Source organism: Burkholderia sp. FL-7-2-10-S1-D7 (assembly GCF_001524185.1).
In the GTDB taxonomy this organism is placed as follows: domain Bacteria; phylum Pseudomonadota; class Gammaproteobacteria; order Burkholderiales; family Burkholderiaceae; genus Burkholderia; species Burkholderia diffusa.
Genome location: NZ_LOWY01000014.1, coordinates 102,797 through 129,273, shown reverse-complemented (window position 1 = coordinate 129,273; position 26,477 = coordinate 102,797). Strand labels below are relative to the sequence as shown.

The window sequence follows — 26,477 nt, the reverse complement described above, 5'->3', positions numbered from 1 at the left end:
ATGCGCTCGCCCCTCCCCCTTTCCGGCCGCACCGCCCTCGTCACGGGCGGCGCCGGCGGCATCGGCGCGGCCTGCGCGCACGCGCTCGCCGCCGATGGCGCGGCCGTCGTGCTGATGGGCCGTCGCCGCGACGCGCTCGAACGCACGCAACGGCATCTGGCCGAGGCAGTGCCCGGCAGCCGCGTCGCGATCCAAGCCGGCGACGCCTGCGACGACGCCGACCTGCAGGCCGCGCTGGATACCGCATGGGCGCTCGACGGCCGTCTCGACATCGTCGTGCCGACCGTCGGCGGCGCCGGGTTCCGCCCGCTGCTGATGCACGACGCCGACAGCTTCCGCGCGGAAATCGACCTGAACCTGTCCAGCGCGTTCGCTGCGATCCGTCACGCCGCGCCGCGGCTCGCCGATAGCGGCGGCGGCTCCATCGTCTGCATCTCGTCAACCGCCGCGCAGATCAATTTCCGCTGGCTGACCGCGTACTGCACCGCGAAGGCCGCACTCGAGGCGCTGGTGCGCGGTGCGGCCGAGGAGCTGGCCGGCGCGAAGATCCGCGTGAATGCGGTGCGTCCGGGCCTCACGCGTTCCGAAGCCACCGCCCCGATGTTCGACGACCGTGCGCTGGTCGACAGCTTCCTCGAACAGATTCCGCTCGGCACGCTCGGCGAACCGGAAGCGATCGCGCATGCGGTGCGCTATCTCGCGGGCCCCGAGTCGGGCTGGGTCACCGGCCAGAGCTTCGCGGTCGACGGCGGCCACGAGCTGCGCACCAACCCGCGCGTCGACGCCACGATCGCGCAGATCTACGGCGCGGCCGCGCTCGACGCGGTCAGGGCCGGCCGCGCGCCAGGCGCCGCATGAGCGCCCGCCTTCTTTCAACGTCGCAGGAAATCGAACCCAACATGAATCGAGTCGCAAACAAGGTCGCGCTGATCACCGGCGCGGCAAGTGGCGTCGGCCGCGCCGATGCGCTGCTGCTGGCCGCCGAGGGCGCGCGCGTCGTGCTCACCGACATCGACGAGGATGCCGGCCACGCGCTCGCGCGCGAAATCGGCGATACCGCGCTGTTCGTGCGCCAGGACATCGCCGACGAGGACGGCTGGCGGCACGCGATCGCGTCGACGCTCGACCGCTTCGGCCGCCTCGACGTACTCGTCAACAACGCGGCGATCTGCCCGGTCGGCTCGATCGAGGACACGAGCCTCGACACCTGGCGGCGCGTGCTGCGCGTCAACGCGGACGGCTATTTCCTCGGCTGCAAGTACGCGATCGGCGCGATGAAAGGCAACGACACGCCGGGCTCGATCGTGATGATGTCGTCGGTCGCCGCGCTCGGCGGGCTGCCGATGATGTGCGCGTACACCGGGTCGAAAGGCGCGGTGACGGCGCTCGCGCGCAGCGTCGCCGTGCACTGCAAGCGCAGCGGCTACCGCATCCGCTGCAACTCGATCCATCCGGACGGGATCTGGACGCCGATGACGCAGGCGCTGATGCCCGATCTCGATCCGGCCGCACTCGGCATCGGCAGCGATCCGATGGCACGCATGTGCGATCCGCAGGACGTCGCGAATCTCGTGCTGTTCCTTGCCTCCGACGAATCGCGTTTCGTGAACGGCGCGGAACTGCGGATCGACAACGCGCAACTCGTTTCGTCGCTGTGATGCGTCTCGTGGCTTTTCCACTCAAAGGAGTGTCGTGGTGATTTCATTTACCGGCAAGACAGTACTGATCACCGGCGGCGGCGCCGGCATCGGCCGCGCGTGCGCGGAAGGATTCGGCGCGGCGGGCGCGCGCGTCGCGGTGGCCGAGCTCGATCCCGCTCGCGCGCAGGACGTGCGCCAGGCGCTCGAAGCCGCGGGCGTCGACGCGCTCGTCGGCGTCGTGGACGTCACGCGCCGCGACGAGGTCGACGCATTCGCGCGGACGATCGACGCACGCTTCGGCGGCCTCGACGTGCTCGTCAACAACGTCGGCGATTTCCTGCAGATCGCGAAACCGTTCGACGATCATACCGACGACGACATCGCGCGGCTGTTCGACGTGAACCTGCGCCAGGTGTTCATCGTCACGCAGGCGATGCTGCCGTTGCTGCGCAAGCGCGGCGCGGGCAGCAGCATCGTCGGCGTGTCGTCGATCGAGGGCTTCCGCGCGATTCCGAACTGCACCGTCTATGCGTCGTTCAAGACCGCGCTGACCGGTTTCACGAAAAGCCTCGCGCTCGAACTCGGGCCGGCCGGCATTCGCGTGAACCAGATCGCGCCGGAGACCACCGAGACGCCGCAGGTTCCCGTGAGCGCGATGGTCGCGGCCGAGCATCGCGCGCACATCCCGCGCTGGATTCCGCTCGGGCGCTTCGGTGCCGCCGGCGACATCGCGGGCGCCGCGCTGTTCCTCGCAAGCCCGCTCGCCGCGTGGGTCACCGGCACGACGCTGCACGTGGACGGCGGCGCGCTCGCGGCGGCCGGCTGGTATCGCGACCCGAACGGTTTCTGGACCAACATGCCGGTCGTCACGGGCAACGGCTTCAACTTCTGAGCGCACTTCCGTGCGGCTTCATCGGTTCAATCGTCGGTTCAATTCATGCGGCGCGCCTGCGCCGCCCTCGGAGACACCATGAACATCCTGATCATCGGCGGCACCGGCCTCATCGGCGGCCACGCCGCGCTGCATCTGCACGCTCAAGGCAACGACGTGACGCTCGCCGCCCGCAAGCCGCCCGCGCCTGGCAGCGCGCTCGCGCAATTCGACGTGCTGCTGCGCGACTACGTGGCCGGCAACTTCACGCGTGACGATCTCGCGCCGTTCGACGCGGTCGTGTTCGCGGCGGGCAACGACATTCGCCACCTGCCGCCCGGCACCGACGAAGCCGCGCACTGGGAACGCGCGAACGTCGACGCGGTACCGCGCTTCTTCGCGCTCGCGCGCGACGCGGGCGTGAAGCGCGCGGTGCTGGTCGGCAGCTTCTATCCGCAGGTCGCGCCGGCACTCGTCGACACGGTGCCGTACGTGCGCTCGCGCCATCTCGCGGACGAACGCGTGCGCGCGCTCGCGTCGCCGTCGTTCGCGGTGTGCAGCGTCAATGCGCCGTTCGTCGTCGGGTCGGTGCCGGGGCTACGCAACGAGATGTTCGCCGCGTACACGGGCTATGCGCAGGGCAAGCTCGCCGGCCTGCCGGTGTACGGGCCGGCGGGCGCAAGCAACTTCATCTCGACGCAGTCGCTGTCGGAAGCGATCTGGGGCGCGCTGCAACGCGGCGCATCCGGCAAGGCCTATCTCGTCGGCGACGAGAACCTGAGCTTCGCCGACTACTTCGCGGCCTTCTTCCGCGCGGCGGGCAATCCGCAGCCGGTGCCCTCGCTCGACCAGGAGCATCCGCTGCTGCCCGATATGGCGATCTATACGGGGCGCGGCAACGTCGTGTCGTACGAACCCGATCCGGCCGATATCGCGCTGCTGCGCTACCGGCGCGGCGACGTGCAGCGCGCGGTGAACGAAGTGGTCACGCAATGCGGCGCGTAAGCGCACTGCCGGCGCAACACGCGCCACGCTGAAACGAAGCAGAAACAAAAACGTCCCGCTGCCGGCGATGCATGCCGGCGGCGGGACGTTCATCCAACCACGTCGTTACTGCGTTACTTCGTCTCGGATCGTCAGCCGCCGATGCGCTGTTCGATCTTCTTCATCGTGTCGGTCAGCTCGGTGGGCAAACGCAGCTTCAGCGTGTCGAACAGCGCCGCATGCAGCTTCAGCTCCTCGCGCCATTCGTCGGCGTTCATCGACGTCACCGCCTCGAACTGCTCGCGCGTGAAGTCGAGCCCGTTCCAGTGCAGGTCGTCATAGGCCGGCGACACGCCGAACGCATGTTCGCCGCCGCCGCCGTTGCCCTCGAGGCGATCGAGCATCCACTTCAGCACGCGCATGTTCTCGCCGAATCCCGGCCACACGAACTTGCCGTTCGCATCCTTGCGGAACCAGTTCACGCAGTAGATCTTCGGCAGCGTCGCGCCGGCGTCTTCGATCTGCTTGCCGATCTTCAGCCAGTGCGCGAAATAATCGCTCATGTTGTAGCCGCAGAACGGCAGCATCGCGAACGGGTCGCGGCGCACGATGCCCTGCTGGCCGGCTGCAGCGGCGGTCGTCTCCGAGCCCATCGTCGCGGCCATGTACACGCCTTCGATCCAGTCGCGCGCCTCGGTCACGAGCGGTACCGTCGTCGAGCGACGGCCGCCGAAGATGAACGCGTCGATCGGCACGCCGGCCGGGTCTTCCCAGTCCGCGTCGATCGACGGGCATTGCGATGCCGGCGCCGTGAAGCGCGAGTTCGGGTGCGCGGCCTTGCGGCCGGTTTCCTTTCCGATCTCCGGCGTCCACGGGTTGCCCTGCCAGTCGGTCAGCTTCGCGGGCGGTGTGTCGGTCAGGCCTTCCCACCACACGTCGCCGTCTTCCGTCAGCGCGACGTTCGTGAAGATCACGTTTTCCTTCAGCGTCGAGATCGCGTTCGGGTTGGTTTTCACGCCCGTGCCCGGCGCGACGCCGAAGAAGCCGGCTTCCGGGTTGATCGCATACAGGCGCCCGTCGCGGCCCGGCTTCAGCCATGCGATGTCGTCGCCGATCGTCGTGACCTTCCAGCCGTCGAAACCCCGCGGCGGGATCAGCATCGCGAAGTTGGTCTTGCCGCACGCGGACGGGAACGCCGCCGCGACGTGATACTTCTTGCCGGCCGGCGACGTCACGCCGAGGATCAGCATGTGTTCGGCGAGCCAGCCCTGGTCGCGGCCCATCGTCGACGCGATGCGCAGCGCGAAGCACTTCTTGCCGAGCAGCGCGTTGCCGCCGTAGCCCGAGCCGAAGCTCCAGATCTCGCGGGTGTCGGGGAAATGCACGATGTACTTGACCGGGTTGCACGGCCACGGCACGTCCTTCTGGCCCGCTTCGAGCGGATGGCCGACGCTGTGCACGCACGGCACGAATTCGCCGTCCTCGCCGAGCACGTCATAGACGTCGCGGCCCATGCGCGTCATGATCCGCATGTTCACGGCCACGTACGGGCTGTCGGACAGCTCGACGCCGACGTGCGCGATCGGCGAGCCGAGCGGGCCCATCGAGAACGGCACGACGTACAGCGTGCGGCCGCGCATCGACCCGCGGAACAGACCGTTCAGCGTCTCGCGCATTTCTTCCGGCGCGATCCAGTTGTTGGTCGGGCCGACGTCGTCGGGCGATTCGGTGCAGATGAAGGTGCGGTCCTCGACGCGCGCGACGTCGGACGGATCGGACTGCGCGAGATACGAGTTCGGGCGCTTCGCCGGGTTCAGGCGCTTGAGCGTGCCCTGGTCGACCATCGCCTGGCACAGCGCGTCGTTTTCTTCCTGCGAGCCGTCGCACCAGACGACGCGGTCGGGCTCCGTGAGCGCCGCGATACGCGACACCCAGTCGATCAGTTTGCGATGCTTGACGAATGCCGGGGGAGCGATCAGCGGGCCGTGCGTCGCTTCGGCCAGGTTGTTTTGCGACATGGGAATGTCTCCAGACTATTGGGCGGGGATGGGGGTTGCGGGACGAGCCCGCGAGATGGGGAATGCGGTCGGAGCGCAGGATGCAGCGACGCGCAAGACGGCGCACGCGAGCGGAGCGCGTGTCGATGCCGCGATGCTGGCGAGAGAATGTGATGTCTCGTATGAGTGTGCGAACGCGAGTTTCGCCATGCAAGCAACCTGCCGTACAACTCCATTCCGGCCAGCATACCATCGCCGTTATTGGGCGGGCGTTGCGTTGCAACAAGAAACAACTGTAACGACGCGTCGGCATGCCGCTTGCCGGCATGTCCTTTTTACTGCGCCGACGCGCGAGCTTTGGGGACGAAACGTCTGGAACATCCGTCCTGCAAGGGTTTCGCGAAAACGGAAAAATCGCGCGACATGCATCGCATGCGATGCACGCGAACGGTCGCGGAAAGGATTCGCGTTTTCGCTACTCAGGCAAACCCTGAATTAGGTTGCGCAAACAAACATCCGTCGCGCATGCGTTGTGTGCGCTACCGCTCAAAACGGCGCGCCCGGCAATCCGGGGTAATACGCGCCTGCCGCCATCCCGCCGTCGACGGACAGTTCGGCGCCGTTGCAGTACGACGCTTCGTCGCTCGCGAGAAACAGCGTCGCGCGCGCGATTTCGTCAGGCAAACCGACGCGTTGCAGCGGCACGTGCGTGTAGTGCTTGTTGATCTCGTCGAGCGGCGCGCCGGTCGGGTTCGACATCGCGGTGTTGACGCCACCGGGATGAATCGAATTCACGCGCACGCCCTGGTGGCCGAGTTCGAGCGCCGCCACCTTCGTCAACCCGCGCACGCCCCATTTGCTCGATACGTAGGCGGCCAGCGCGTTCACGCCGCGCAGCCCGTCCACCGACGAGATGTTGACGATCGACCCGCTCTTCTGCGCGATCATGCGCGGCGCGATCGTGCGGATGCCGACGAACGTGCCGACGAGATTGATCGATACCGCGCGCTCGAAATCACGTTTCGACAATTCGGTGATCGCACCGAACATCAGCACGGCCGCGTTGTTCACGAGCACGTCGATGCGGCCGAACTGCTCGACGGTCGCATCGGCGACGCGCGCCCAGTTCTGTTCGTCGCTCACGTCTAGCCGCATGAAGCGTGCCGCGTCGCCAAGTTCGCGCGCGAGCGCCTCGCCTTCCGCGTCGAGCACGTCGCCGATCACGACGCGCGCGCCCTCCGCGACGAACAGCCTGCATGTCGCGGCGCCCATCCCGCGCGCGCCGCCCGTGACGATCGCCACCTTCCCTTCCAGTCGACCCATGTCGTTTTCTCCTCGATGCTTTCCGATTCCGGTTTTCCGGCCGCGACGCGCTGCGACGCGCATCGGTGCCGGCCCTTGATGTGCGTCGCGTTCGCCGTCAGCCCCAATACGCCTGCCCGCCGTCGAGCGGCAGCGTGGCGCCCGTCAGGTACGCGGCGTCGCGGCTCGCGAGAAACACGATCGCGCGCCCGATGTCCTGCTCGCAGTCGCCCACGCGGCCGAGCGGGATCGTGCGGAAGAACGCGGCCGCTTCGTCCGGGTTCGCGTCGACCCAGCCCTTCAGCCCCGGCGACAGCGCATGCGGCGCGACCGCGTTCACGCGAATGCCGTCGGTGCCCCATTCGCACGCGGCAGCACGCGTGAGCGCGCGAATCGCTTCCTTGGTCGCCGCGTACGCGCCATAGCCCGACGCGTCCCAGCGCACCGCGGCCGACGACGCGAAATTGACGATCACGCCATCCCCCTTCAGATGCGGATGGCACGCGCGCATCATTCGCAGCGTCGCGATCGGCCCCGACTCGAGGCCCGCGAGAAAATCCGTGTCGGTCACGTCGAGCAGGCGGCCGAGCGGCACGACCTGCGCGTTGTTGATCAGGATCTGCACGCCGCGAAACCGCTCGACGACGGCATCGACGCACTGCACGATCTGCGCGGCGTCCATCACGTCGCACACGAACGGCTCCGCGATACCGCCGCGTGCGCGGATCGCGTCGCAAGTCGCGACCAGCTTGTCGCGCGTGCGGCCGACCACGGCCACCTGCGCGCCCTCGCCCGCGAGCGCGTGCGCGATGCCTTGCCCGACGCCCTGCCCCGCGCCCGTCACGAGCGCGACCTTGCCTTCCAGGATGCCCATGTGCGCTCCTTTAAGCGACGATCGCCGGGTGAGCCTGCACCGGCCCGCCAAGCAGTTCGCGATACGACGGCGGCTGCTTGCCGTCGAGATCCGCGATCCCATACTGCAGCGCGGCTTCCGCGCCGACCAGCACCTGCCCCGACAACGCCATGCGCTGCGGATCGGCGTGGATCGCATGGATCACGCGGCCGGTGAATTCCGGGCTTTCCGCGACGAGCGAGAATTCCTTGTAGAGGTCCGGATGCTCGTCCCACACGCGCGTCGTGCGTTCGGTTCGCAGCGGCCCCATCCAGATCGACACGGCCGCGACGTCGAACGGTTTCAGGTCGACGGCCATGTCCTTCGCGAACTTGTCGACGCCGGACTTCTGCGCGCCGTACGCGGCGCCGTGCATGTAGCAGCTCGCGCCGAACGACGACGTGAACGCGATCAGCCCGCTGCGGCGCTTCGCCATCAGCGGCGCGGCGTGCCAGCTCGCGACGTACGCCGAGCGCAGCCCGACGTCGAGGATGTTCACGAGATCGAGCGACTTCTCCCAGAACGGGCCTGGCAGGATCAGCTGGTCGTGCAGGTAGGTCGCGTTGTTGACGAGGATGTCGAGGCGCCCGCTGTCGCGTTCGACGCGCTCGAACAGCGCCTTCACCTGTGCGTCGTCCGCGTGGTCGCACGCGACGGCGATCCCGCGGCCGCCGAGCGCGTCGACTTCGCGCGCGGTTTCGTGGATCGTGCCGGGCAGCGGCGCGTCGCCTTCGTTCTGCGATCGCCCCGTCACATAGACGGTCATGCCGGCCGCGCCGAGCGCGCGCGCGATGCCCTTGCCGGCACCGCGCGACGCGCCCGTCACGACGGCGACGGGCGCCTCGTTGTTCTGTGCCATCTTCGATGTCTCCTGGGGAATGTTTTCAACCTGAATGGGGCGTGCGCGTCGTCATGCGGCAGGCGGCTGTGCGCCGGCGAACAGCACGCCCGGCGCATCGCCGTCGTAGCGGGCGGACAACGTCGACGTGACGACGCAGCGGGTGGCCGCGATCTTCCATTCGCCGTCGACCTTCCGGTATTCGTCGTCGTAGGTCGCACCGAGCTGCGTGAGCGTGCGCGCGTTGGTGTCGAGCATCTGGTAATGCAGGCCCCACGTGCCGCGCGCATGCGTGTCGTCGAGCACGGTGATGTCGGGATTCACGCCGTGGTGCATCTCGACGATGTGCGGGTGGCAACCAAGCCGCTCGAACACGTCGACGAGCGCATCGCGGTGGTCGAACGTGCCGATTCGGCCATAGTCGATGTGCACGGTGCCGGGCGCGAAGCAGTCGCGCATTCCTTGCGGATCCTTCCGGTCGCAGCACGTGAAGTAGCGCGCCTTCAGGCGGCGGATCGCGTCGGCGTCCTCCAGCCTGCGCACGCGCACTTCCATTCGTTCGATCGGGGTCATGCCGTCTCCTTGGTCTCGTGTGCGCGGATCGAAGCCGCGTCGACGCCACGTTACAGGCGCACGGGAGGCCGGCCATCACCTGTTTGGATGAACCCCGATGCCGCGTATCGGCGAACTTGAACGCAGCCCCCGCTGCGTTCGTCCGAACAGACGATGTGACGCAGGCAGCTTCATTCCTACCATCGGATGACACCACCACGAGACACGGCGATGGACGAGACGACCCTCACGCTCCACGAGTACGAGCAGATCCGACAACTGAAGTACCGCTATTTCCGCGCGGTCGATACGCACGACTGGTCGCTGCTCGCGCAATGCCTGACCGAGGACTGCGAGGCGCGCCTCGACGGCGGCCGCTATGCCTACGACGGCCGCGACGCATTCGTGTCCAGCCTGCGCGAACTGATCGGCAAGCCGACCTTCCTGACGATGCATCACGGACACCATCCCGAGCTGACGCTGGTGTCCGCCGATCATGCGTGCGGCGTGTGGTTTCTCGAGGATCACGCGATCAATCTGGAGGATAACTACCTGATGCACGGCACCGCGTTCTACGACGACCAGTACGTGAAGCGCGACGGCGTGTGGCGTATTCACGCGACGCGTCACGAGCGCCTGTTCGAGACCGTCACGTCGCCGATTCCGCCGTCGTTCACGCTGACCGCCAACCGCTTCGCACCGCGCGCGCACGACGCGTCCGGTGCGACCGATCCGGCCGTCAGCGCTTCCTGAAACCCGGCGGCAGCGCCGCCGACCTCGTCATTCCCTTTGGAGCCGGAGCAATGGAGAAAGTCATTTACGTGTTGTGGCGCGATGCGCAGGCCGCGCCCGAACAATGGAGCCGCAGCGTGCGCGCGCAGCTCGCCGACAAGCTGCTGTCGCTAGGCGCGCACGGCGTGCAGGTCAACGTTGCCGACGCCGACGTCGCGCCGGCCGCCGGCCTGAAGCAGACCAACACGCACCCGGGCATCGACGGCATCGTCGCGGTGTGGATCGACAGCGCGAACCCGATGTTCCGCCAGCCGTTCGACGACGCGGTGCGCGCGATCGTCCCGCACATGGCCGCGTATCTCGTCACGGAGTCGCAGCCGATTCCGAACACGCGCTTTCCGGCGCGGCCCGGCGAGCGCACGAGCGGCTTCTCGCAGCTCGCGTTCCTGAAGCGCCCGCCGCGCCTCACGCATGAAGCCTGGCTCGACGTATGGCACGGCCATCACACGCGCGTCGCGATCGATACGCAGGACAATTTCCTGTACGTGCAGAACGTGGTCGTGCGCGCGCTCACGCATGCGGCGCCCGGCTACGACGCGATCGTCGAGGAATGCTTCCCGGCCGCCGCGATGACCGATCCGTACGCGTTCTTCGATGCAGTCGGCGACGAGGAGAAATTCCAGCGCAACGTCGCGGAGATGATGGACAGCTGCGGACGCTTCATCGATTTCGACAAGATCGACGTTGTGCCGACGAGCCAATACGTCGTGAAGGCCGTGCGCGGATAAAAAAAACGCCAACCCGTCGTGAACGGGTTGGCGTCGTGCCGCGGGTATGACGATTACGAGAACTGGTTCATCGTGTTGTCCTTGCCCGCTGCCTTCAGCGCAGCCTCGCCGCTGAAGTATTCCTTGTGGTCGTCGCCGATATCCGAGCCGGACATGTTCTGGTGCTTGACGCACGCGATGCCCTGACGGATTTCCTTGCGCTGCACGCCCGCCACGTAACCGAGCATGCCCTGGTCGCCGAAGTATTCCTTCGCGAGGTTGTCGGTCGACAGCGCGGCCGTGTGGTACGTCGGCAGCGTGATCAGGTGGTGGAAGATGCCTGCTTCACGCGATGCATCGGCCTGGAACGTACGGATCTTCTCGTCGGCGAGCTTGGCCAGTTCGGTGTCGTCGTACTCGACGCTCATCAACTGCGCACGGTCGTATGCCGACACGTCCTTGCCCTCTGCCTTCATCGCGTCGTACACCTGCTGACGGAAGTTCAGCGTCCAGTTGAACGACGGGCTGTTGTTGTACACCAGCTTCGCGTTCGGGATGACCTTGCGGATTTCGCTGACCATGCCGCCGATCTGCGCGATGTGCGGTTTTTCGGTTTCGATCCACAGCAGGTCGGCGCCGTTCTGCAGCGACGTGATGCAGTCGAGCACGCAACGCGCTTCGCCCGTGCCGGCGCGGAACTGGAACAGGTTGCTCGGCAGGCGCTTCGGACGCAGCAGCTTGCCGTCGCGCTTGATGACGACGTCACCGTTGCCCAGCTGGTCGGCCGACAGCTCTTCGCAGTCGAGGAACGCGTTGTACTGGTCGCCCAGGTCGCCCGGCGCGTTGGTCACGGCGATCTGCTTGGTCAGGCCGGCGCCGAGCGAGTCGGTACGGGCGACGATGATGCCGTCGTCCACGCCCAGTTCCAGGAACGCGTAGCGGATCGCGCGGATCTTCGCGAGGAAGTCCTCGTGCGGCACGGTGACCTTGCCGTCCTGGTGGCCGCACTGCTTCTCGTCGGACACCTGGTTTTCGATCTGGATGCAGCACGCGCCCGCTTCGATGAACTGCTTGGCCAGCAGGTACGTTGCTTCGGCGTTGCCGAAACCGGCGTCGATGTCGGCGATGATCGGCACGACGTGCGTCACGTGGTTGTCGATCTTTTCCTGGATGGCGGCCTTGGCAGCGGCGTCCTTGGCAGCATCGAGCTCGCGGAACAGGCCGCCGAGTTCACGTGCGTCGGCCTGACGCAGGAACGTGTACAGCTCGCGGATCAGCGCGCTGACCGAAGTCTTTTCGTGCATCGACTGGTCCGGCAGCGGGCCGAACTCCGAGCGCAGCGCGGCGACCATCCAGCCCGACAGGTACAGGTAGCGGCGTTCGGTGCTGTTGAAGTGCTTCTTGATCGAGATCATCTTCTGCTGGCCGATGAAGCCGTGCCAGCAACCCAGCGACTGCGTGTACTTGGACGGATCGGCATCGTACGCGGCCATGTCGGCGCGCATGATCTTCGCGGTGTACTTCGCGATGTCGAGGCCCGTCTTGAACTTGTTCTGGGCACGCATGCGGGCGGCATACTCGGGATTGATGGCATTCCACGCGCTGCCGTGGTTTTCCTTCAATCCAGCCACTGCCTTGATGTCGTCTTGATATTGGGACATGTCAATCTCCTGGGAACGAAGCGCATTTGGGTAAAGGGTTCAGCGTGCCCGCTCCGTATGACGAAGCGAACTGCATGGACACAATAGTAACGCCGCCCGATGCGCTTTCGGCGAAGTCTTATATAAGACATAAGATATAAATTTCGCTTGTTTTTCAATGAGATAAGCAATGCGTTTTGCGATGCAAAACCGGTTTTCAAGCGGCGGGACGGCGGCGCGGCGCGAATTTCGCGTGCATTCCGGGATATGAAACGGCCTTTCGGCAGTTGGTGGGAGGACAAACATGGCGATCCCTGTTTCTGGTCTTTGCCATGCGCATGACAAAACGTCTATACTTGGACAATTCATCGACGGCGAACCGAAGCACGCCGTCTCCGCGTACCGTGATGCGCCCCTCCTGCCCGGATCGACATGAGCGACTATCCCGTCTTCGACGCGCTGTGCGAACTGCTGAACACCGCCGGCGCGCGGTTCCGCGTGCTGGATCACCCGGCTGAAGGCAAATCCGACGTGATCGCCGCGATTCGCGGCACGCGTCCCGAACAGGGCGCGAAGGCAATGCTCTGCGCGTTCAAGGACGGCAGCGACGTCACCGCGCTCGCGGTCATCCCCGGCCATCTGAAGATCGATTTCCGCAAGGTCGCGGACGCGGTCGGCCGCCGCAAGGCGACGCTCGCGCCGCCCGAACTGGCCGCCACGGTCACGCGCTGCGTGATGGGCGCCGTGCCGCCGTTCGTGTTCGACGCGAACGTGACGCTCGTCGTCGACCCCGCACTGATCGAACTCAACGACGAAATCGCGTTCAACGCGGGCCGCCTCGACCGCTCGGTCGTGCTCGACGCGTCCGACTACGTGCGGATCGCCCGCCCGCTGCTGGCCGACATCACGCGGCCGGAAACGACCGACGCGCCCGCGCTCGAGGCCAAACCATGACCACGCCCCGCCCCAGGCCGCAGTCGGAACAGGCGTCGCTGATCGAGCAGGTGCTGCGCATCGCCGAAGGGCTCGGCGCGATGTTCGCGCCGTTCACCGAAGTCGTCGTGCACGACCTGCGCACGCCGAAGCACGCGATCCTCGCCATCCATAACAACCTGTCGGGCCGCGCGATCGGCGATCCGGCGACCGAACTCGGGCTCGCCCGCATCGACGACGACGACTTCCCGCAGGTGCTCGCGAACTACGCAAACCGCTTCGCCGACGGCCGCACGGCGAAAAGCACGTCGATCGGCATCAAGGATTCGAGCGGCCGCTATGTGGCCGCGCTGTGCCTGAACGCGGACGTCACGCTGTTCCGCGGTTTCCAGGGGATGCTGAACCAGTTCTGCAGCACCGAAGGCGCGCCGGTCGCCGAGACGCTCGACCCGGCCGGCGCGGACGCGATCCGGCAGCGCATCGACGCGTTCGCGACGCGCCTCGCGACCACGCCGCGCGAACTGAAGACCGACCAGCGCCGCGAGCTGATGCAGACGCTGAAGGCCGACGGCTTCCTCGAGGTGCGCCGCGCGATGGAAATCGTGTCGCAGCACCTCGGCGTGTCGCGTGCCACCGTATACAACGATGCGAAATGATGCGTGAGGCGGATGCGCACCCCGCCGACCTGTTGAACGACTCTTCCGACGAGCGACTCATGAATACTCCGACCCTCCCCACCTACGACGACGTCGCGGCCGCCGCGGCACGGCTCGACGGCCGCGCGCACCGCACGCCCGTGATGACGTCGCGAACGATCGACGAAGCGCTCGGCGCGCAGGTGTTCTTCAAGTGCGAGAACCTGCAGCGCATGGGCGCGTTCAAGTTCCGCGGCGCGTTCAACGCGCTGTCGCGCTTCGACGCGACGCAGCGGCGCAACGGCGTCGTCGCGTTCTCGTCCGGCAACCATGCACAGGCGATCGCGCTGTCGGCGCGCATCCTCGGCATCCCGGCGACGATCGTGATGCCGCAGGACGCGCCGGCCGCGAAGATGGCCGCGACGCGCGGCTACGGCGGCAACGTCGTGACCTACGACCGCTATACCGAGGACCGCGAGCAGATCGGCCGCGCGCTCGCGGAGCAGCACGGGCTCACGCTGGTGCCGCCGTACGACCACGCGGACGTGATCGCGGGCCAGGGCACGGCGGCGAAGGAACTGTTCGACGAGGTCGGGCCGCTCGACGCGGTGTTCACGCCGCTCGGCGGCGGCGGCCTGCTGTCGGGCACGGCGCTCGCGACGCGCGCGCTGTCGCCGCACGCGAAGCTGTACGGCGTCGAGCCGGAAGCGGGCAACGACGGACAGCAATCGTTCCGGTCCGGGTCGATCGTCCATATCGACACGCCGCGCACGATCGCCGACGGAGCGCAGACGCAGCACCTCGGCAACCTGACGTTCCCGATCCTGCGGCGCGACGTCGACGACATCCTGACCGCGACCGACGCGGAACTGGTCGACTGCATGCGCTTCTTCGCGACCCGTATGAAGATTGTCGTCGAGCCGACCGGCTGCCTGTCGCTCGCGGCCGCGCGCCGGATGAAGGACGAACTGAAAGGCAAGCGCGTCGGCATCGTGATCAGCGGCGGCAACGTCGATCTCGAGAACTTCTGCGCGTTGGTCGCCGCATCCGCGTGAGCGTCGCGGCGCGCGGATGACTGCATGAACATCCCGTCATCCGCGCGCCGTCGCTCCTTCACGTCGCGTTAAGTTTCGCGCCCTACACTGAATGCGTTGTCCCGCAGTCAGTCGTGAAGAAGGAGTCACCATGAACACGCACGCGATCGTCGCCGCCGCCCTCGCGGCAGCATCCCTCACGGCGTTCGCTCAACCGGGCGCGACGTCATCCGGTTTTTCCGCCACTTCGCCGCACGACCCGGTCGTGCAGGCCGCCCACCGTTCGCCCGCCGCGCTGCCGCACGCCGGCTTCGTGCTCGCGAAGATCGATCAGAACAATACGCCGCCCGACCGCGGCGGCGAACCAAGCGGCCGCGCGCACGCCGGCACGCATATGTAACCCGGCGTGAGCCGGCCGCGTCGGTCGGCCGGCCCGCGCCATGCCGTCACAACGACGGCAGCGACGGATCGCGCGCGGCGAGGATGTCCGCGGTGCGCCGCTGCAGTGCGCCGTCGATCGTCTCCGGCTGCGGAATCAGCCAGTAACGCCCGTCGCGAATGCCGTCGAACGCCCGCGCCGCGAATGCGTCGGGCGTGATCCCGTGCGCGTTCAGCATCGCGCGCATCGTGTCGACGAAGCCCTGCACCTCGGGCCGGTCGTGCGCGGCGCCGAACGGGTCGTTGAAAATGCCCGTCTGCACCGGGCCCGGCGCGAGCAACGATACGCCAACCGGCGCGCCGAGCATCTTCAGTTCTCCATACAGCGATTCGGTCAGCGCGACCACCGCGAATTTCGTCGCCGAGTAAGGCGACATCAACGGGCTCGGCAGAAACCCGCCGACCGACGCCGTATTGACGATGCGCGCGGGCACGTTGCGCGCGAGCATGCGCGGCACGAAGCTGCGGATCCCGTTCATCACGCCGTGCACGTTGATCGCGAAACTGCGCTCGAACCGTTCCGGCGTGATTTCCCAGCTGAAGCCGGTCGCCATCACGCCCGCGTTGTTGAACAGCAGGTCGACGCCGCCGAAGCGCTGCCATGCGGCGTCGGCCAGCGCATCGACGGCTTCAGGGCGGCTGACGTCCGTCGGCACGCACAGCACGTCGGTGTCGAGTGTCGCGGCGAACGCGTCGAGCTTCCCCCGGTCCAGATCGGCCAGCACCACGCGCATGCCGAGCCCGGCGGCGTGGCGCGCGAGCCCGCTGCCGATACCGCTGGCCGCGCCGGTGATCACGGCGGTACCGCCGTCGAAGCGAATCGAAGTCGTCATGTCAAAGTCCTGTCGGGTCGATGCGCGGATGCGCGTATGCGGGAATCACGGGTGGCGGCAACGGCGTGCGGCCGTCGAGCGAGCGCACCGCGAGCCCCTGCCACAGCGGGAAATGCAGGCTGTGCGTGACGAGGCCCGTGCGCTCGCTTGCCGGCAGGCTGCACAGCGCGAGCGCGGTTTCCGCGAGATACGCGACGTCCTCGGTCGGATAGCCTTCGGGGATGTAGCGGGCCGCGCCCGGCGTGCGGATCGCGGTGCTCGGCGCGACCAGGTTCACCGCGATGCCGTCGGCTTCGAGCTCGGCCGCGAGCCCTTGCGTGAAGCGCGACAGCGCGGCCTTGACCGCCGCATAGACGGTCGCGCCGCCCGCGCGCGAGAAATCGTCGAACGGCCGCAGCGGCGCGAGCGCCGTGACCGAGCCGACGTTCACGATCCAGCCGGCGCCGCGCGCGCGCATCAGCGGAATCGCAGCCTGGCTCAGCGCGAACGGAATGCGCAGATAGTGCTCGATCGTCGTGTCGAACATCGCCATCGGCATCGCGTCGACGCGCGCGTAGTCGGCCACGCCCGCGTTGTTCACGAGGATGTCGAGGCCGCCGGCCGCCTTCGCCGCTCGCCCGACGAGCGCGTCGCGCTCGGCCGGATTCGACAGGTCGGCCGCCAGTGCGATCGCGCGGCCGCCTGCCTGCTCGATCAGCGCGACCGTTTCGGCGAGCGTGCCGGCGGTCGTCGCGGATTGCGTGAGGCTGCGCGCCGTCACGACGACGGTTGCGCCCTCCGACGCGAGGCGCTGCGCGATCGCGCGGCCGATGCCGCGGCTCGCGCCGGTCACGAGCGCGCATTTGCCCGCGAGCGTCGCGGTTCGGGTGTCGGTCATGATGTCTCCGGTAAAAGGGGTGTCATGCGCGGACCGTTCTGCGTCAGCCCGCGATATCCGCAACGTGCAACACGAACTTGGTTTTCGCGTCGCCCGTTTGAACGAGATCGAGTGCGCGTGCCGCCTGTTCGAGCGGAAAGCGCTCGAAGCGCGGCACGCGCAGCGCGCCGCGGCCGAGCCGTTCCGCGATCGCTGACAGCGTGGCGCCGCTCGGCATCCGGCTGTACGTCATCGCGGTGCGCAAGCCTCGCTTCGCGGCTTCGGCGCCCGTCGCCGCCAGTCGCTCCGCGTCGCCGGCCGCGAGCGTCATGATGTTGACGAGCGTGCCGCCCGGTGCCAGCAGGTCGAGTGCATCGGCCAGGGTGGCGCCGCCGACCGCGTCGAGCACGAGATCGACGCCGCCGGGCGCCCACGCGCGCACGGCCTTAGCGATGTCCTGTGCGCGATAGTCGATGCTCGCCGCCGCGCCGAGCGCCTCGACGCTTGCGCGGTTGCGGGCCGAGCACGTCGCCGCGACGCGCGCGCCCGCCTGCGCGGCAAGCTGGATCGCGAAGGTGCCGACCGCGCCCGCGCCGCCGTGCACGAGCACGGTCTGCCCGTCACGCAGCCCGCCGTCGTCGAACAGGCCGGCCCACGCGGCCAGTGCGGGTGTCGGCGTGGCGGCCGCTTCCGCGAAGCCGACCGTGTCGGGCAGGCGCACGACCGAGTCGTGCCGCACCGCGACGTATTCCGCATACGCGCCCCAGCGCCCCGCTCCGACGTCGGTCTGCGCGAACACGCGCATCCCGGGCGCGAAACCTTCCACGCCATCGCCGACCGCCTCGACCACACCGGCCGCATCGAAGCCGATCACGAACGGAAACGTGATCTGCATGAACGCGCCGAGATAGCCTTCACGGCATTTCCAGTCGGCGGGATTGACGCCCGCGTACGCGACGCGGATGAGCACGTCGCCGGGGCCCGGCCTCGGTGCCGGAACGTCGGCCATTCGCAGCGCGTCGGAATGACCGATGCGGTCGATCAGCAAGGCTCGCATGGTGGTGTCTCCAGGGTTGTCGTTTGCATGGCGGCGGGTCGCATGCGCCGCGCGTCACGCCGCCGTGTCGGCCAGCAGGCTCGACGCGAGCGGACAGAACGCATGCGCGATCGCATCGACCGTCCAGTCGGGGCTTTCGGCGTCGAAGCGGCGGTCGACCCAGCCCCAGTGATAGGGATGCAGCAGGTACTCGCCGAGCAGATCGCCGACGTGCGCGAATTCCTGTTGCCAGACGTGGGTCCACTCACCCGGCGTCACGATCCTGCTCAGCCGCCAGTTGCGGATGCCGGGCATGAACGCGGGCATGCGCAGCAACTCGCGCTCGAGGTCGCGCACCTGGGCTTCGTCGGCCTCCGGCCGCACGCGCAACATCAGCGTGCGCCATACGCCGTCGCGCAGCGCCGGCTCGCGCAGGCCGCCACCGATCGCCCGGCATGCGGCGCCGTCGATCCGCACGACGCCCGGTATGCGGGCCAGCGCGGCGAAGCCCGGCGCGTGGTCGGTCGCCCGTTCGTCGCGCAGCACGTCGAGCGTGTAGTCGCCCGCGTTCCAGCAGCCTTCCAGATTGCGCGCCAGCGCAACGCGGGTCGCGCCGGGCAGCGCATGCGCGGCGTCGCGCAATGCACCCTCGACCGCGCCGGCATCGTCGGTCGCCGAAACGAATATCTGCGCCGTGTCATGCCGCATGGTCGACCTCCGTCAGTGCAGGCAGCGGTGCATCGGCGTCCGTCATCACATGGCGGCGGCGGGCATCGCACAGCGCATCGATGGCCGTCCAGAACGCAACGACGTCACCGTCGGTCAGCGCGCGCATCCGGTAGTACGCCGGCGCATCGGCGACCTGCCACGTCAGCCACAGCGTGCTCGGCTGCCCCGGCACCGCGACGGGCGGCGACACCCAGCGGCCGGCCGCCGTCAGTCCGCGCGCCGCGTGGCCCGGCAAATAGCGGTCGCGCAGCAGCGCCAGCACGTCGGGAATGCGCTCGGGCGCGAGGGTGATTTCGTCTACGATCTGGATCATTCGCGGGTCGTCTCGGGTCGTTCTTGGCGCAATGCGATGCCGGCCGCCTACGCCGTTCCGGCGAGGCCGGAAGCGGCCGGCGTGGATAACATTCTTGCGTGGCGACGGCCGGCGAACCCCTACCGGCCCGCTCACCCGCCCCTGTCGCAACGCTCAGATCGGCAGAGATATGAAACAACGCGCATTGCCGGCACGCGGTCGCATGCTGCCGGGCCTCGGCGACCGCCTGCGAGACGAGTTGACGCGCAGCGGCGCACCGCCAGTGGAACGACCGGCGACGTCGGCCGCGGACGTCGCGTCGACGACGCCAGGCGGCTTCGTCGCGCTGTACCGCGACGCCATCGAGCGGCTCGAGGCGCAAGTCGCGCGCGGCAACGGCCATCCGCCGATGCGCAAGCAGGAAGTCGACCTGATGTGCCGCTGCCTGCTCAGTTGCACGACGCTCGGCGAGGCGATCCGCTGCGCGGCCGAGTTCTGCGAGATGCTGACGCCGCGCGCCGGTGCGCTGTCGCTCGCGGTGCGTGACGCTCGCGCGACGTTCCGGATGGATTCGCTGCGCCGCACGCGCAGCCCGGCCGCGTGCCTCGTCGACCTGACGGGCCTGTTCTGCTATCTGCAACTGTTCGGCTGGCTCATCGGGCAGCCGCTGCGGCCGGACGAAGTCTGGCTCGGCCATCAGCGCCGCGACGACGCGATGCCGCTGCTCGGGCTGTTCAATGCGCCGGTCGACGTCGGCCGCAAAACCTATGGCTTCGCATTCGACGCCGCGCGGCTCGATGCGCGCGTGATCCGCCAGCCGGGCGAACTGGGCGCGTTCCTCGTCGATTTTCCGTTTCGTCTGATCGATGCGGCGCCGGCCGTCGTGTCATGGGCGCAGCAGGTACGCGGCTTTCTCGATGCGGCGCTCGCGCGCGAGCAGGCGGTGCCCACGCTCGCCGAACTGGCGAGATGGCTCGGCGTCAGCGAGGCGACGTTGCGACGGCGGCTGGCTGCCGAAGGCAGCGGCTATCAGGCGTTGCACGAGCAGTGTCTCGCCGACGTCGCACGGCGCCGCCTGCGCGAGTCGGACTGGCCGGTCGCGCGGATCGCCGCGCATCTCGGGTTCGGCGGCGAGGAGGCATTCCGGCGGGCGTTCGTGCGATGGACGGGCGTTGCGCCGAGCCGGTTCCGGCGCGATTGCCGCGCGGCCAGCGGCCCATTTCATCAGATGTAAAGCGGCCCGCAGGTCTCGCAACAAGGAATTTGGAAAGAATCCGGCGATCAGTGACGTTTTTTCGCATCCCTGCGCGCTTCGCCGATTGACGCGCCGGAGCGCTCGCCATTACGCTTGCGCGCTGATGGTTCCCGGAGACGGGATGAAAAGGGAACGCAGAAGAGGCAGCGCCTCGAATCTGCGGCTGCCCCCGCAACTGTGAGCGGCGAATCCGCACTACCCCACGCCACTGGGAAACCGGGAAGGCTGGTGCGAATAGCGACCCGCGAGCCAGGAGACCTGCCATCGACCCGAGGTCCAAGCAGCCGCGCCGGGCGGGGTGTTCCGGAGCGCCAGGCACCGCCTTTGGCGGTCGCCCCGTTGCATGGACGGCCCGACCTCAGGACCCTTCAGATGTCCAGTCTTTCCGACTCCGCTTCCTCGCCGGAAGCGTCGTGCCGTCGCGCCCGCCAGCCATGGGCGCGGCGTGTCCGCACGCGTGCGCCGTGCCGTGTCGTCCGATCCGCGCGACGACCGCCCACGCTGCCCGGTCTCGCCATAGACCAACACGAACCCGGGCGGTACGCACCGCCACCCGCTTACGCTCGCCGTACCTGCAACACGTTCACGCCCATCGCCTCATGAATCTTCGCCATCTTCTCGCCACGTCCGCCGCCACGGCGCTGTTCGCCCCGATCGCCCATGCCGCAGGCGACGCGGCGCTCCCGCAGCCGCCCCAACCCGCCGAAGCCGCCGACCTGCCCACCATCAGCGTGACCGACACACGGCACCTGCCCGAATCGTTCGACCAGCGCTATGCGACGACGCACGTGCTCACGCGCGCCGATCTCGATCGGCTGTCGCCGAGCGACCCGAGCATCACGCAGGCGCTCGCGACGCTGCCGGGCGTGACCGTCTCGCAAAACGGCGGCCCCGGCTCGTCCGCGTCCGTGAGCATCCGCGGCTCGTCCGCCAACCAGGTCGCGGTGTTCATCGACGGCATCCGGATCGGCTCGCCGACGACCGGCATCGCGCCGTGGGCCGACCTGCCGACCGACGCGTTCGAACGCGTCGAGGTGATCTCGGGGCCGGCCGCCGCATCGTTCGGCGCGAATGCGATGGGCGGCGTCGTGCAACTGTTCACGCGCCGTGCCGCCGGCCAGCCGAACCAGACGACCGTGTCGTTCGGCGGCGGCTCGAACAAGACCTTCGACACGCAGTTGCGCACGTCGGGCACCGTGCCGTCGACGGGGCCGCTCGCCGCGCTCGGCGGCCTCACCTACACGCTCGGCGTGCACGACTACAACACGGCCGGCATCGACGCGACGCGACCGTTCGCATACGGCCACGAGGACGGCCGCAATCCGTATCACGCGCAGGACCTCGATGCGCGACTCGGCTACGCGCGCGACAACTGGTCGATCTCGACGTTCGCGCTGTATCACCGCTCCGACCTGTCCTATGACAACGCCGGCTTTGCGAATCGCGAGCTTGATCACCAGCTGACGACCGGCATTGCGTTCCATCTCGACATCACGCCCGACACCCAGTTCGACCAGTCGTTCGGTTATGCGAACGACCGCCAGTTCCTGTATGCGAGCGACCCGACGATCCCGACCGACCAGATCAATTCGCAGCGCATCAGTTCGTCGACGTCGCTGACCCACCAGGAGCATGGCTTCCGCCTGTTCGGCCTGCCGCTGTCGGGCGAGACGAAGGTCGCGTACGACTTCACGCGCGAACAGGCATTCCTGCCGGTCGACGTGCCGGACGGGGTGCCCACGCGCAACGACTCCGCGTTCTCGCTGCATCAGTCGGCGACGCTCGGCAGCGTGACGATGTTCGTCGCGGGCCGGCACGAGATCATCGCCGGGAAGGCCGTCAACACCGGCAATGCCGCGCTGTCGTGGGCCATCACGCCGGTCTATACGGCGCGCGTGTCCTACGGCAACGCGTTCCGCCTTCCCTCGTTCAACGACCTGTACTACCCGGGCTACGGCAATCCGGACCTGAGCCCGGAACGCAGCGATTCGGTCGAGGCCGCGCTCGACGCGAACACGGCGTACGGCACCTTCAGCGCCGCGATCTACGACACGCGCGTCAGCAACCTGATCGCGTACAACCCCGCGACGCGATCGCCGATGAACATCGGTCGCTCGCATATCCGCGGGATCGACCTGTCGTACAAGGGCACGATCGGCCGCTATACGCCAGTGAGCATCGCGCTCGGTTTCCTGAATCCCCAGGACGAAACCAACGACAGCTGGCTCAACCGCCGGCCGCGCCAGACGGTCAGCGTCAACGTCGACCACACGTGGGACGAATTCCACCTGCATGCACTGAGCACGGGCGCGTCGCTGAACTACGGCGGCACGACGTTCGACGACCCGGCCAACACGACGTATCTGCCGTCGTACCTGACCGTGAACCTGCGCGCGTCGTACAGGATCAATTCGCACCTGACGGTGTCCGCGACGCTGTCGAACCTGTTCGACCGTCAGTACATGACCGCGTACGGCTACAACACGCTCGGCCGCACCGCGTTCGGCAAGGTCAGCTACACGTTCTAACCGCGCGCGCGCGGGGTGTCGATGCCGCGATTCGCGTCATGACCAGACGACGCTGTGCATGCCCGCGATCAACTGGATCGTGCCGAACACCGCGATCACGACTGCGGATACGCGCGACAGCCCGCGCATGAACGTCGGCGGCATCTTCGTGCGCAACGCGGCGGTCGCGCTGCTCAGGCACAGCCACCACGTCGCCGATCCGAGGAACACGCCCGCGACCATCAAGGTCACGGGCGGTCCCATCGCGCCTTCCTGCGTGCCCGCCAGCGGGCCGAGCGCCGCGAAGATCCCGACGAACGACAGGATCGTCATCGGGTTCGACAGCGTGAGGCCGAAGGTCGTCAGGAAATCGCGAAGCACGGTCGCGTGCGGCACATCGTGCACCGCAGACGCGGCCGGCGCCTGCCGTGCGATGGACCAGGCCAGCCACACGAGGAACGCGCCGCCGACGATTTTCAGCGCGACGGTCAGCATCGGAAACGCAGTGACGATGCCGGCGACGCCCAGCGCCCCGAGCAGCCCGTAGATCGCGTCGGCGCACGCGGCGCCGATGCCCGTCGCGAACCCCGCGTGAAAGCCGCGGCTCAGACTGCGCTGGATGCACAGCATGCCGATCGGGCCGACCGGCACTGCGATCGACAACCCCATCACGACGGACTTGATGAACAGCATGGCCGGCTCCTCGCGACATGCAATGACATGAACCGCATCGTAGGGAAAGTCCGGTCGCCGCTGAAGGCGGTTTTTAAGGAAAATTGAGCCCTTCACCTTAAAAACTCTGCCGCGATGGACGAACTCGACTGGAAGATACTCGCGCTGCTGCAGGCGAACGGCCGCATCAGCTACACGGAACTGGCGCGCCAGGTTCACCTGTCGGTGCCGGCGGTCACGGAACGCGTGAAGCGCCTCGAGTCGGCGGGCGTGATCGACGGCTACACGGCGCGGGTCAATCCGGCCGCGGCCGGCTACCCGGTGAGCGCGCTGATCGGCATCACGGTGCCGCAACCGGCGAAGGCGAAATTCCTGAAGCTGCTGGAGACGATTCCCGAAGTGGTCGAGTGCCATCACGTGACCGGCGCGGATTCCTACGTGATGCGGTTCGTCGCCGTCAGCATGGCGCACCTCGAGCAACTGATCGAGCGCATCAACCTCTACGGCGAAACGCGCACGTCGATCGTGATGTCGACGCCACTGCCGGCGCGCGGGCTCGCGCGACCGGCAGCGGCGGTCAAAGGCGCTCGGGGGTGACAGGACGCCCCGCGTTGCGCGATGCTGTGCGGTGCGCACCTTGCACGAACCGGACAACCTGCCATGTCAGTCATCGGACTCGATCATTACAACCTGCGCGCGGATCGTGCCACGCTCGATACGCTGCGCGACTTCTATGTGAACGTCGTGGGCCTCCAGCCAGGCTATCGGCCGCCGTTCCAGAGCAACGGCTACTGGCTCTACGCGGGGCCGCAGGCGATCCTCCACCTGTCGGAAGCGCGGCCCGGCGAGATTCGGCCGCCGCACGTCGTCAACACGTTCGACCATATGGCGTTTTCGTGCGAGAACGCCGCCGACATGGAACGGCGCCTGGCCGACGCGCGGGTCCTGTACTCGCGCACGTACGTGCCGCTGACGCGCCAGCTGCAGCTGTTTTTCACCGACCCGGCCGGCAATGGCGTCGAGTTGAATTTTGCCGAAGCCGGCGGCGACTCCGGTGACGGACCGGGTTAGCGCCGGCGACCGACCCATGACGGTCGCCAGGCAAGCGGTCGCTTGCGCGACGGTTACTGCCTTCGCACGAGCTTCACGATCGTCAGCGTGCCCTTCACGCGCTCGACCCGGACCTTGACCTTGTCGCCCACGTGCAGCGACTCGATTATCGCCGGGTCGCCGGCCTTGAACGCCATGGTCATCGGCGCCATCCCGACGTTCTCGAGCGCGCCGTGCTTCAGTGTCACCATGCCGTGCGCGGCATCGATCCGTTTCACTTCGGCATCGGTCAACGCTGAATCCGGCGCCGACATCTTCATGTCGCCCATGTTCATGCCGGGCATGCTCCCGCCCGCACGCACCGGCGTCGCAACGACGGCCATCGCGCCCAGGACGGTGATGGCGAGGTATCGGATTTTCATCGGGACACTCCGTTGTTCAGCCAATGCCGAACGCGCCCGCTACACCAGCAACGTCGCAACCGCCCAGGCGATCAGCACGACGCCCAGTGCGCGGCCAATGCGCTCGCCGCCGGGCAGCACCTTTTCGACGAGCACGAACAGCGACAACGCGACGATCCACACGACGTTCATCACGCCGCCGACGAACAGCAGCGCCATCAGCAGCCAGCAGCAGCCCACGCAATACGCGCCGTGCCGCACGCCGAGCAGGAAGCCGCCCGTGACGCCCGGGCGCCCGTACGTCGTGAGAAACCGGACCGGCGACCGGCATTGCCGCAGGCACGCCTGTTTCAGCGGCGAGAATTGATAGGCGCCGGCCAGCGCGAGGACGGTCGCGGACAGCACGGCGCTCTTCGACCACAGCATCATTCCGGAGATCAGGCCGGCAGGCTGCAGCAGCATCTGCAGCACGGCCGCAGCGACCGAGAACGCGAACCACGCGGCCAGATAGCCCGCCAGCAGGAACGCCGACGCCAAAGCCGCCCCGGCTCCTTGCGCACCGTGATGCCGCAGCACGCGCCGGTACAACAGCACGAGCGGCGCCGCGCTGGGCGTCATCATCGCGATCATCATCACCCACCACATCAGGACCACGGTCTGAAGCGACGGATTCATGGTCCCCATGTCGTCGGCCAGCCGATGCGGGAACAACGCCACCGCCGTCATGTCCAGCGCCGACATGCCGGTACCCGCGCCCGTCCACAGGTAGACCCAGCACGCACCGACGAGCGCGGTCATGCCGAGCAGCGTGACGACGCGCTCGCGCCCGAGAAAATCGCCGACGGGAATCATGCCGAGACGCGATGCCGGATCAGCCCGTGGTTGTTCATGTGCAGCCGCGCGAACTGCGCGTAGCTCCGCTCGAGATTCAGCTCGATGTGGCCATGCGACCGGCCGGTGCCCGAACCGATCTCGGCCAGCTCGTATTCGAAGCCGTGCGGCAGGTCGATCCGCACGCGATGCTCCGCGCCCGTCACCGGATTGCGGATCGGTTCGCCGACGATGTCGAACACGCCCTCGACGTCGATCCGGCCGCGCCGCGCATCGACATCGACGTCGAAATCGATCTTCGCGAAGATCGGATCGTATGCCTGCTCGAGCGTCGACGCGAACACGGAGAACATCGTCGCGAACGGATCGGTGTCCTGACCGGTCATGATCTTCAGCACGGCCTCGCTCTGCGCGGGACTCGCGCGCTCGTCGACGATCGGCTGGCACCGTCCGTGGCCTTCGTGAATCGGCCCCGGCCACTGGAACACGACCGCGATCCGGACGCCATCGAGTACGACGTCGCCGTAGTGGCCGCTATCGATCGAAATCGCACCCATCGCTTCGCAGTAGCCGTGCGTCGGCAACGAATTGAACTGGCAGGGGCAACCGTATGAACAATTGCAGTTCATCAGTTCGGTCCCCTGAATCTCCCAAGGCGTCATGGCTTCACCTCGCGCGTTCGGTGGCACGTACTGCTTCGAGCCTAGTGCAGCGCACAGAGGAAAGCAAAGGCCGCCCGAGACGCGCGAAGAAAACGCCG

29 protein-coding genes and 1 riboswitch are annotated in these 26,477 nt (G+C 67.7%); of the genes, 14 read left to right on the top strand and 15 right to left on the bottom strand.

All coding sequences use genetic code 11. From position 1 onward, the window contains the following. The 4 genes from WS75_RS05165 to WS75_RS05150 all read left to right on the top strand — a co-directional run bounded on the left by WS75_RS05165 (position 1) and on the right by WS75_RS05150 (position 3,516). On the top strand, positions 1-858 hold the full coding sequence (locus WS75_RS05165) for an SDR family NAD(P)-dependent oxidoreductase (RefSeq protein WP_059679463.1): 858 nt from the start codon (positions 1-3) through the stop codon (positions 856-858). Positions 859-899: 41 nt separating this feature from the next. Next, positions 900-1,658: an SDR family oxidoreductase gene (locus WS75_RS05160; RefSeq protein WP_059679462.1), complete on the top strand. Its 759-nt coding sequence runs from the start codon at positions 900-902 to the stop codon at positions 1,656-1,658. A gap of 40 nt (positions 1,659-1,698) precedes the next feature. Then, positions 1,699-2,532, top strand: coding sequence for an SDR family NAD(P)-dependent oxidoreductase (locus WS75_RS05155; protein ID WP_218919265.1), 834 nt, complete (start codon positions 1,699-1,701; stop codon positions 2,530-2,532). 78 nt (positions 2,533-2,610) lie between these two features. Further along, positions 2,611-3,516: an NAD-dependent epimerase/dehydratase family protein gene (locus WS75_RS05150; protein WP_059679461.1), complete on the top strand. Its 906-nt coding sequence runs from the start codon at positions 2,611-2,613 to the stop codon at positions 3,514-3,516. A gap of 131 nt (positions 3,517-3,647) precedes the next feature. Here the strand turns inward: WS75_RS05150 and WS75_RS05145 are convergent, their stop codons facing one another. The 5 genes from WS75_RS05145 to WS75_RS05125 form a co-directional block, all read right to left on the bottom strand. Further along, positions 3,648-5,513 carry a phosphoenolpyruvate carboxykinase (GTP) gene (locus WS75_RS05145; RefSeq protein ID WP_059679460.1) on the bottom strand — a complete coding sequence of 622 codons (1,866 nt, stop codon included), beginning with the start codon at positions 5,511-5,513 and terminating at the stop codon, positions 3,648-3,650. Between the two features lie 525 nt (positions 5,514-6,038). Beyond that, a complete protein-coding gene (locus WS75_RS05140; RefSeq protein ID WP_059679459.1) occupies positions 6,039-6,815 on the bottom strand; it encodes a glucose 1-dehydrogenase in 777 nt (258 codons plus the stop codon). A gap of 97 nt (positions 6,816-6,912) precedes the next feature. Continuing rightward, positions 6,913-7,668, bottom strand: coding sequence for an SDR family NAD(P)-dependent oxidoreductase (locus tag WS75_RS05135; RefSeq protein WP_059679458.1), 756 nt, complete (start codon positions 7,666-7,668; stop codon positions 6,913-6,915). A 10-nt stretch (positions 7,669-7,678) separates the two neighbouring features. After that, positions 7,679-8,545 (bottom strand): SDR family NAD(P)-dependent oxidoreductase, encoded by an 867-nt coding sequence (locus WS75_RS05130; RefSeq protein ID WP_059679457.1) that lies wholly within the window; start codon positions 8,543-8,545, stop codon positions 7,679-7,681. Between the two features lie 51 nt (positions 8,546-8,596). After that, on the bottom strand, positions 8,597-9,097 hold the full coding sequence (locus tag WS75_RS05125) for a nuclear transport factor 2 family protein (protein WP_059679456.1): 501 nt from the start codon (positions 9,095-9,097) through the stop codon (positions 8,597-8,599). A gap of 210 nt (positions 9,098-9,307) precedes the next feature. Between WS75_RS05125 and WS75_RS05120 the strand changes: the two genes are divergently transcribed. Beyond that, positions 9,308-9,829 carry a nuclear transport factor 2 family protein gene (locus WS75_RS05120; RefSeq protein WP_059679455.1) on the top strand — a complete coding sequence of 174 codons (522 nt, stop codon included), beginning with the start codon at positions 9,308-9,310 and terminating at the stop codon, positions 9,827-9,829. A gap of 50 nt (positions 9,830-9,879) precedes the next feature. After that, complete coding sequence (locus WS75_RS05115; protein ID WP_059679454.1) at positions 9,880-10,596, top strand: EthD domain-containing protein; 717 nt, start codon at positions 9,880-9,882, stop codon at positions 10,594-10,596. A gap of 53 nt (positions 10,597-10,649) precedes the next feature. Here WS75_RS05115 and WS75_RS05110 read toward each other — a convergent pair whose 3' ends face one another. After that, positions 10,650-12,236: an isocitrate lyase gene (locus WS75_RS05110; RefSeq protein WP_059679453.1), complete on the bottom strand. Its 1,587-nt coding sequence runs from the start codon at positions 12,234-12,236 to the stop codon at positions 10,650-10,652. Between the two features lie 411 nt (positions 12,237-12,647). On the opposite strand from WS75_RS05110, the gene WS75_RS05105 reads away from it, so the two are divergent. From WS75_RS05105 to WS75_RS05090, 4 genes are all read left to right on the top strand, one after another. Beyond that, positions 12,648-13,169, top strand: coding sequence for a YbaK/prolyl-tRNA synthetase associated domain-containing protein (locus tag WS75_RS05105; RefSeq protein WP_059679452.1), 522 nt, complete (start codon positions 12,648-12,650; stop codon positions 13,167-13,169). Then, positions 13,166-13,804 (top strand): helix-turn-helix transcriptional regulator, encoded by a 639-nt coding sequence (locus WS75_RS05100; RefSeq protein WP_059679451.1) that lies wholly within the window; start codon positions 13,166-13,168, stop codon positions 13,802-13,804. Before WS75_RS05105 ends, WS75_RS05100 begins: the two co-directional genes overlap by 4 nt. A gap of 59 nt (positions 13,805-13,863) precedes the next feature. Beyond that, positions 13,864-14,838, top strand: coding sequence for a threo-3-hydroxy-L-aspartate ammonia-lyase (locus tag WS75_RS05095; protein WP_059679721.1), 975 nt, complete (start codon positions 13,864-13,866; stop codon positions 14,836-14,838). 130 nt (positions 14,839-14,968) lie between these two features. Next, positions 14,969-15,217 (top strand): hypothetical protein, encoded by a 249-nt coding sequence (locus WS75_RS05090; RefSeq protein ID WP_059679450.1) that lies wholly within the window; start codon positions 14,969-14,971, stop codon positions 15,215-15,217. A gap of 46 nt (positions 15,218-15,263) precedes the next feature. On the opposite strand, the gene WS75_RS05085 is transcribed toward WS75_RS05090, so the two are convergent. From WS75_RS05085 to WS75_RS05065, 5 genes are read right to left on the bottom strand one after another with little or no spacing between them, the layout of a single operon-like run. Next, positions 15,264-16,088: an SDR family NAD(P)-dependent oxidoreductase gene (locus WS75_RS05085; RefSeq protein ID WP_059679449.1), complete on the bottom strand. Its 825-nt coding sequence runs from the start codon at positions 16,086-16,088 to the stop codon at positions 15,264-15,266. Position 16,089: 1 nt separating this feature from the next. Continuing rightward, positions 16,090-16,965 carry an SDR family NAD(P)-dependent oxidoreductase gene (locus WS75_RS05080; protein WP_059679448.1) on the bottom strand — a complete coding sequence of 292 codons (876 nt, stop codon included), beginning with the start codon at positions 16,963-16,965 and terminating at the stop codon, positions 16,090-16,092. Positions 16,966-17,008: 43 nt separating this feature from the next. Next, positions 17,009-18,001, bottom strand: coding sequence for an NADP-dependent oxidoreductase (locus tag WS75_RS05075; protein WP_059679447.1), 993 nt, complete (start codon positions 17,999-18,001; stop codon positions 17,009-17,011). Between the two features lie 54 nt (positions 18,002-18,055). Then, on the bottom strand, positions 18,056-18,688 hold the full coding sequence (locus WS75_RS05070) for a Dabb family protein (RefSeq protein WP_059679446.1): 633 nt from the start codon (positions 18,686-18,688) through the stop codon (positions 18,056-18,058). Further along, entirely contained in the window at positions 18,678-19,022 is a 345-nt protein-coding gene (locus WS75_RS05065) for a hypothetical protein (protein WP_059679445.1), read from the bottom strand. Before WS75_RS05065 ends, WS75_RS05070 begins: the two co-directional genes overlap by 11 nt. A gap of 169 nt (positions 19,023-19,191) precedes the next feature. Here WS75_RS05065 and WS75_RS05060 point away from each other — a divergent pair, with 169 nt between their 5' ends. Both WS75_RS05060 and WS75_RS05055 read left to right on the top strand, forming a co-directional pair. Continuing rightward, the gene (locus tag WS75_RS05060) at positions 19,192-20,235 is read left to right on the top strand and encodes a helix-turn-helix domain-containing protein (RefSeq protein ID WP_059679444.1); all 1,044 of its coding nucleotides are present in this window, start codon (positions 19,192-19,194) and stop codon (positions 20,233-20,235) included. 108 nt (positions 20,236-20,343) lie between these two features. After that, a riboswitch (cobalamin riboswitch) is annotated at positions 20,344-20,536 on the top strand. A 319-nt stretch (positions 20,537-20,855) separates the two neighbouring features. Beyond that, positions 20,856-22,784, top strand: a complete 1,929-nt coding sequence (locus WS75_RS05055) for a TonB-dependent receptor domain-containing protein (RefSeq protein ID WP_059679443.1) — start codon at positions 20,856-20,858, stop codon at positions 22,782-22,784. Between the two features lie 36 nt (positions 22,785-22,820). Here the strand turns inward: WS75_RS05055 and WS75_RS05050 are convergent, their stop codons facing one another. Next, entirely contained in the window at positions 22,821-23,456 is a 636-nt protein-coding gene (locus WS75_RS05050; RefSeq protein WP_059679442.1) for a LysE family translocator, read from the bottom strand. A gap of 114 nt (positions 23,457-23,570) precedes the next feature. On the opposite strand from WS75_RS05050, the gene WS75_RS05045 reads away from it, so the two are divergent. Together WS75_RS05045 and WS75_RS05040 are read left to right on the top strand one after the other, a co-directional pair. Further along, complete coding sequence (locus WS75_RS05045; protein WP_059679441.1) at positions 23,571-24,032, top strand: Lrp/AsnC family transcriptional regulator; 462 nt, start codon at positions 23,571-23,573, stop codon at positions 24,030-24,032. 63 nt (positions 24,033-24,095) lie between these two features. After that, positions 24,096-24,506 (top strand): VOC family protein, encoded by a 411-nt coding sequence (locus WS75_RS05040; protein WP_059679440.1) that lies wholly within the window; start codon positions 24,096-24,098, stop codon positions 24,504-24,506. A 53-nt stretch (positions 24,507-24,559) separates the two neighbouring features. On the opposite strand, the gene WS75_RS05035 is transcribed toward WS75_RS05040, so the two are convergent. The 3 genes from WS75_RS05035 to WS75_RS05025 are packed head-to-tail and all read right to left on the bottom strand — an operon-like array spanning position 24,560 to position 26,379. Next, entirely contained in the window at positions 24,560-24,907 is a 348-nt protein-coding gene (locus WS75_RS05035) for a copper-binding protein (protein ID WP_059679439.1), read from the bottom strand. A 39-nt stretch (positions 24,908-24,946) separates the two neighbouring features. Continuing rightward, positions 24,947-25,738, bottom strand: coding sequence for a DUF2182 domain-containing protein (locus WS75_RS05030; protein WP_059679438.1), 792 nt, complete (start codon positions 25,736-25,738; stop codon positions 24,947-24,949). Further along, positions 25,735-26,379, bottom strand: coding sequence for a DUF1326 domain-containing protein (locus WS75_RS05025; protein WP_059679437.1), 645 nt, complete (start codon positions 26,377-26,379; stop codon positions 25,735-25,737). Before WS75_RS05025 ends, WS75_RS05030 begins: the two co-directional genes overlap by 4 nt. Positions 26,380-26,477 lie beyond the last annotated feature (98 nt).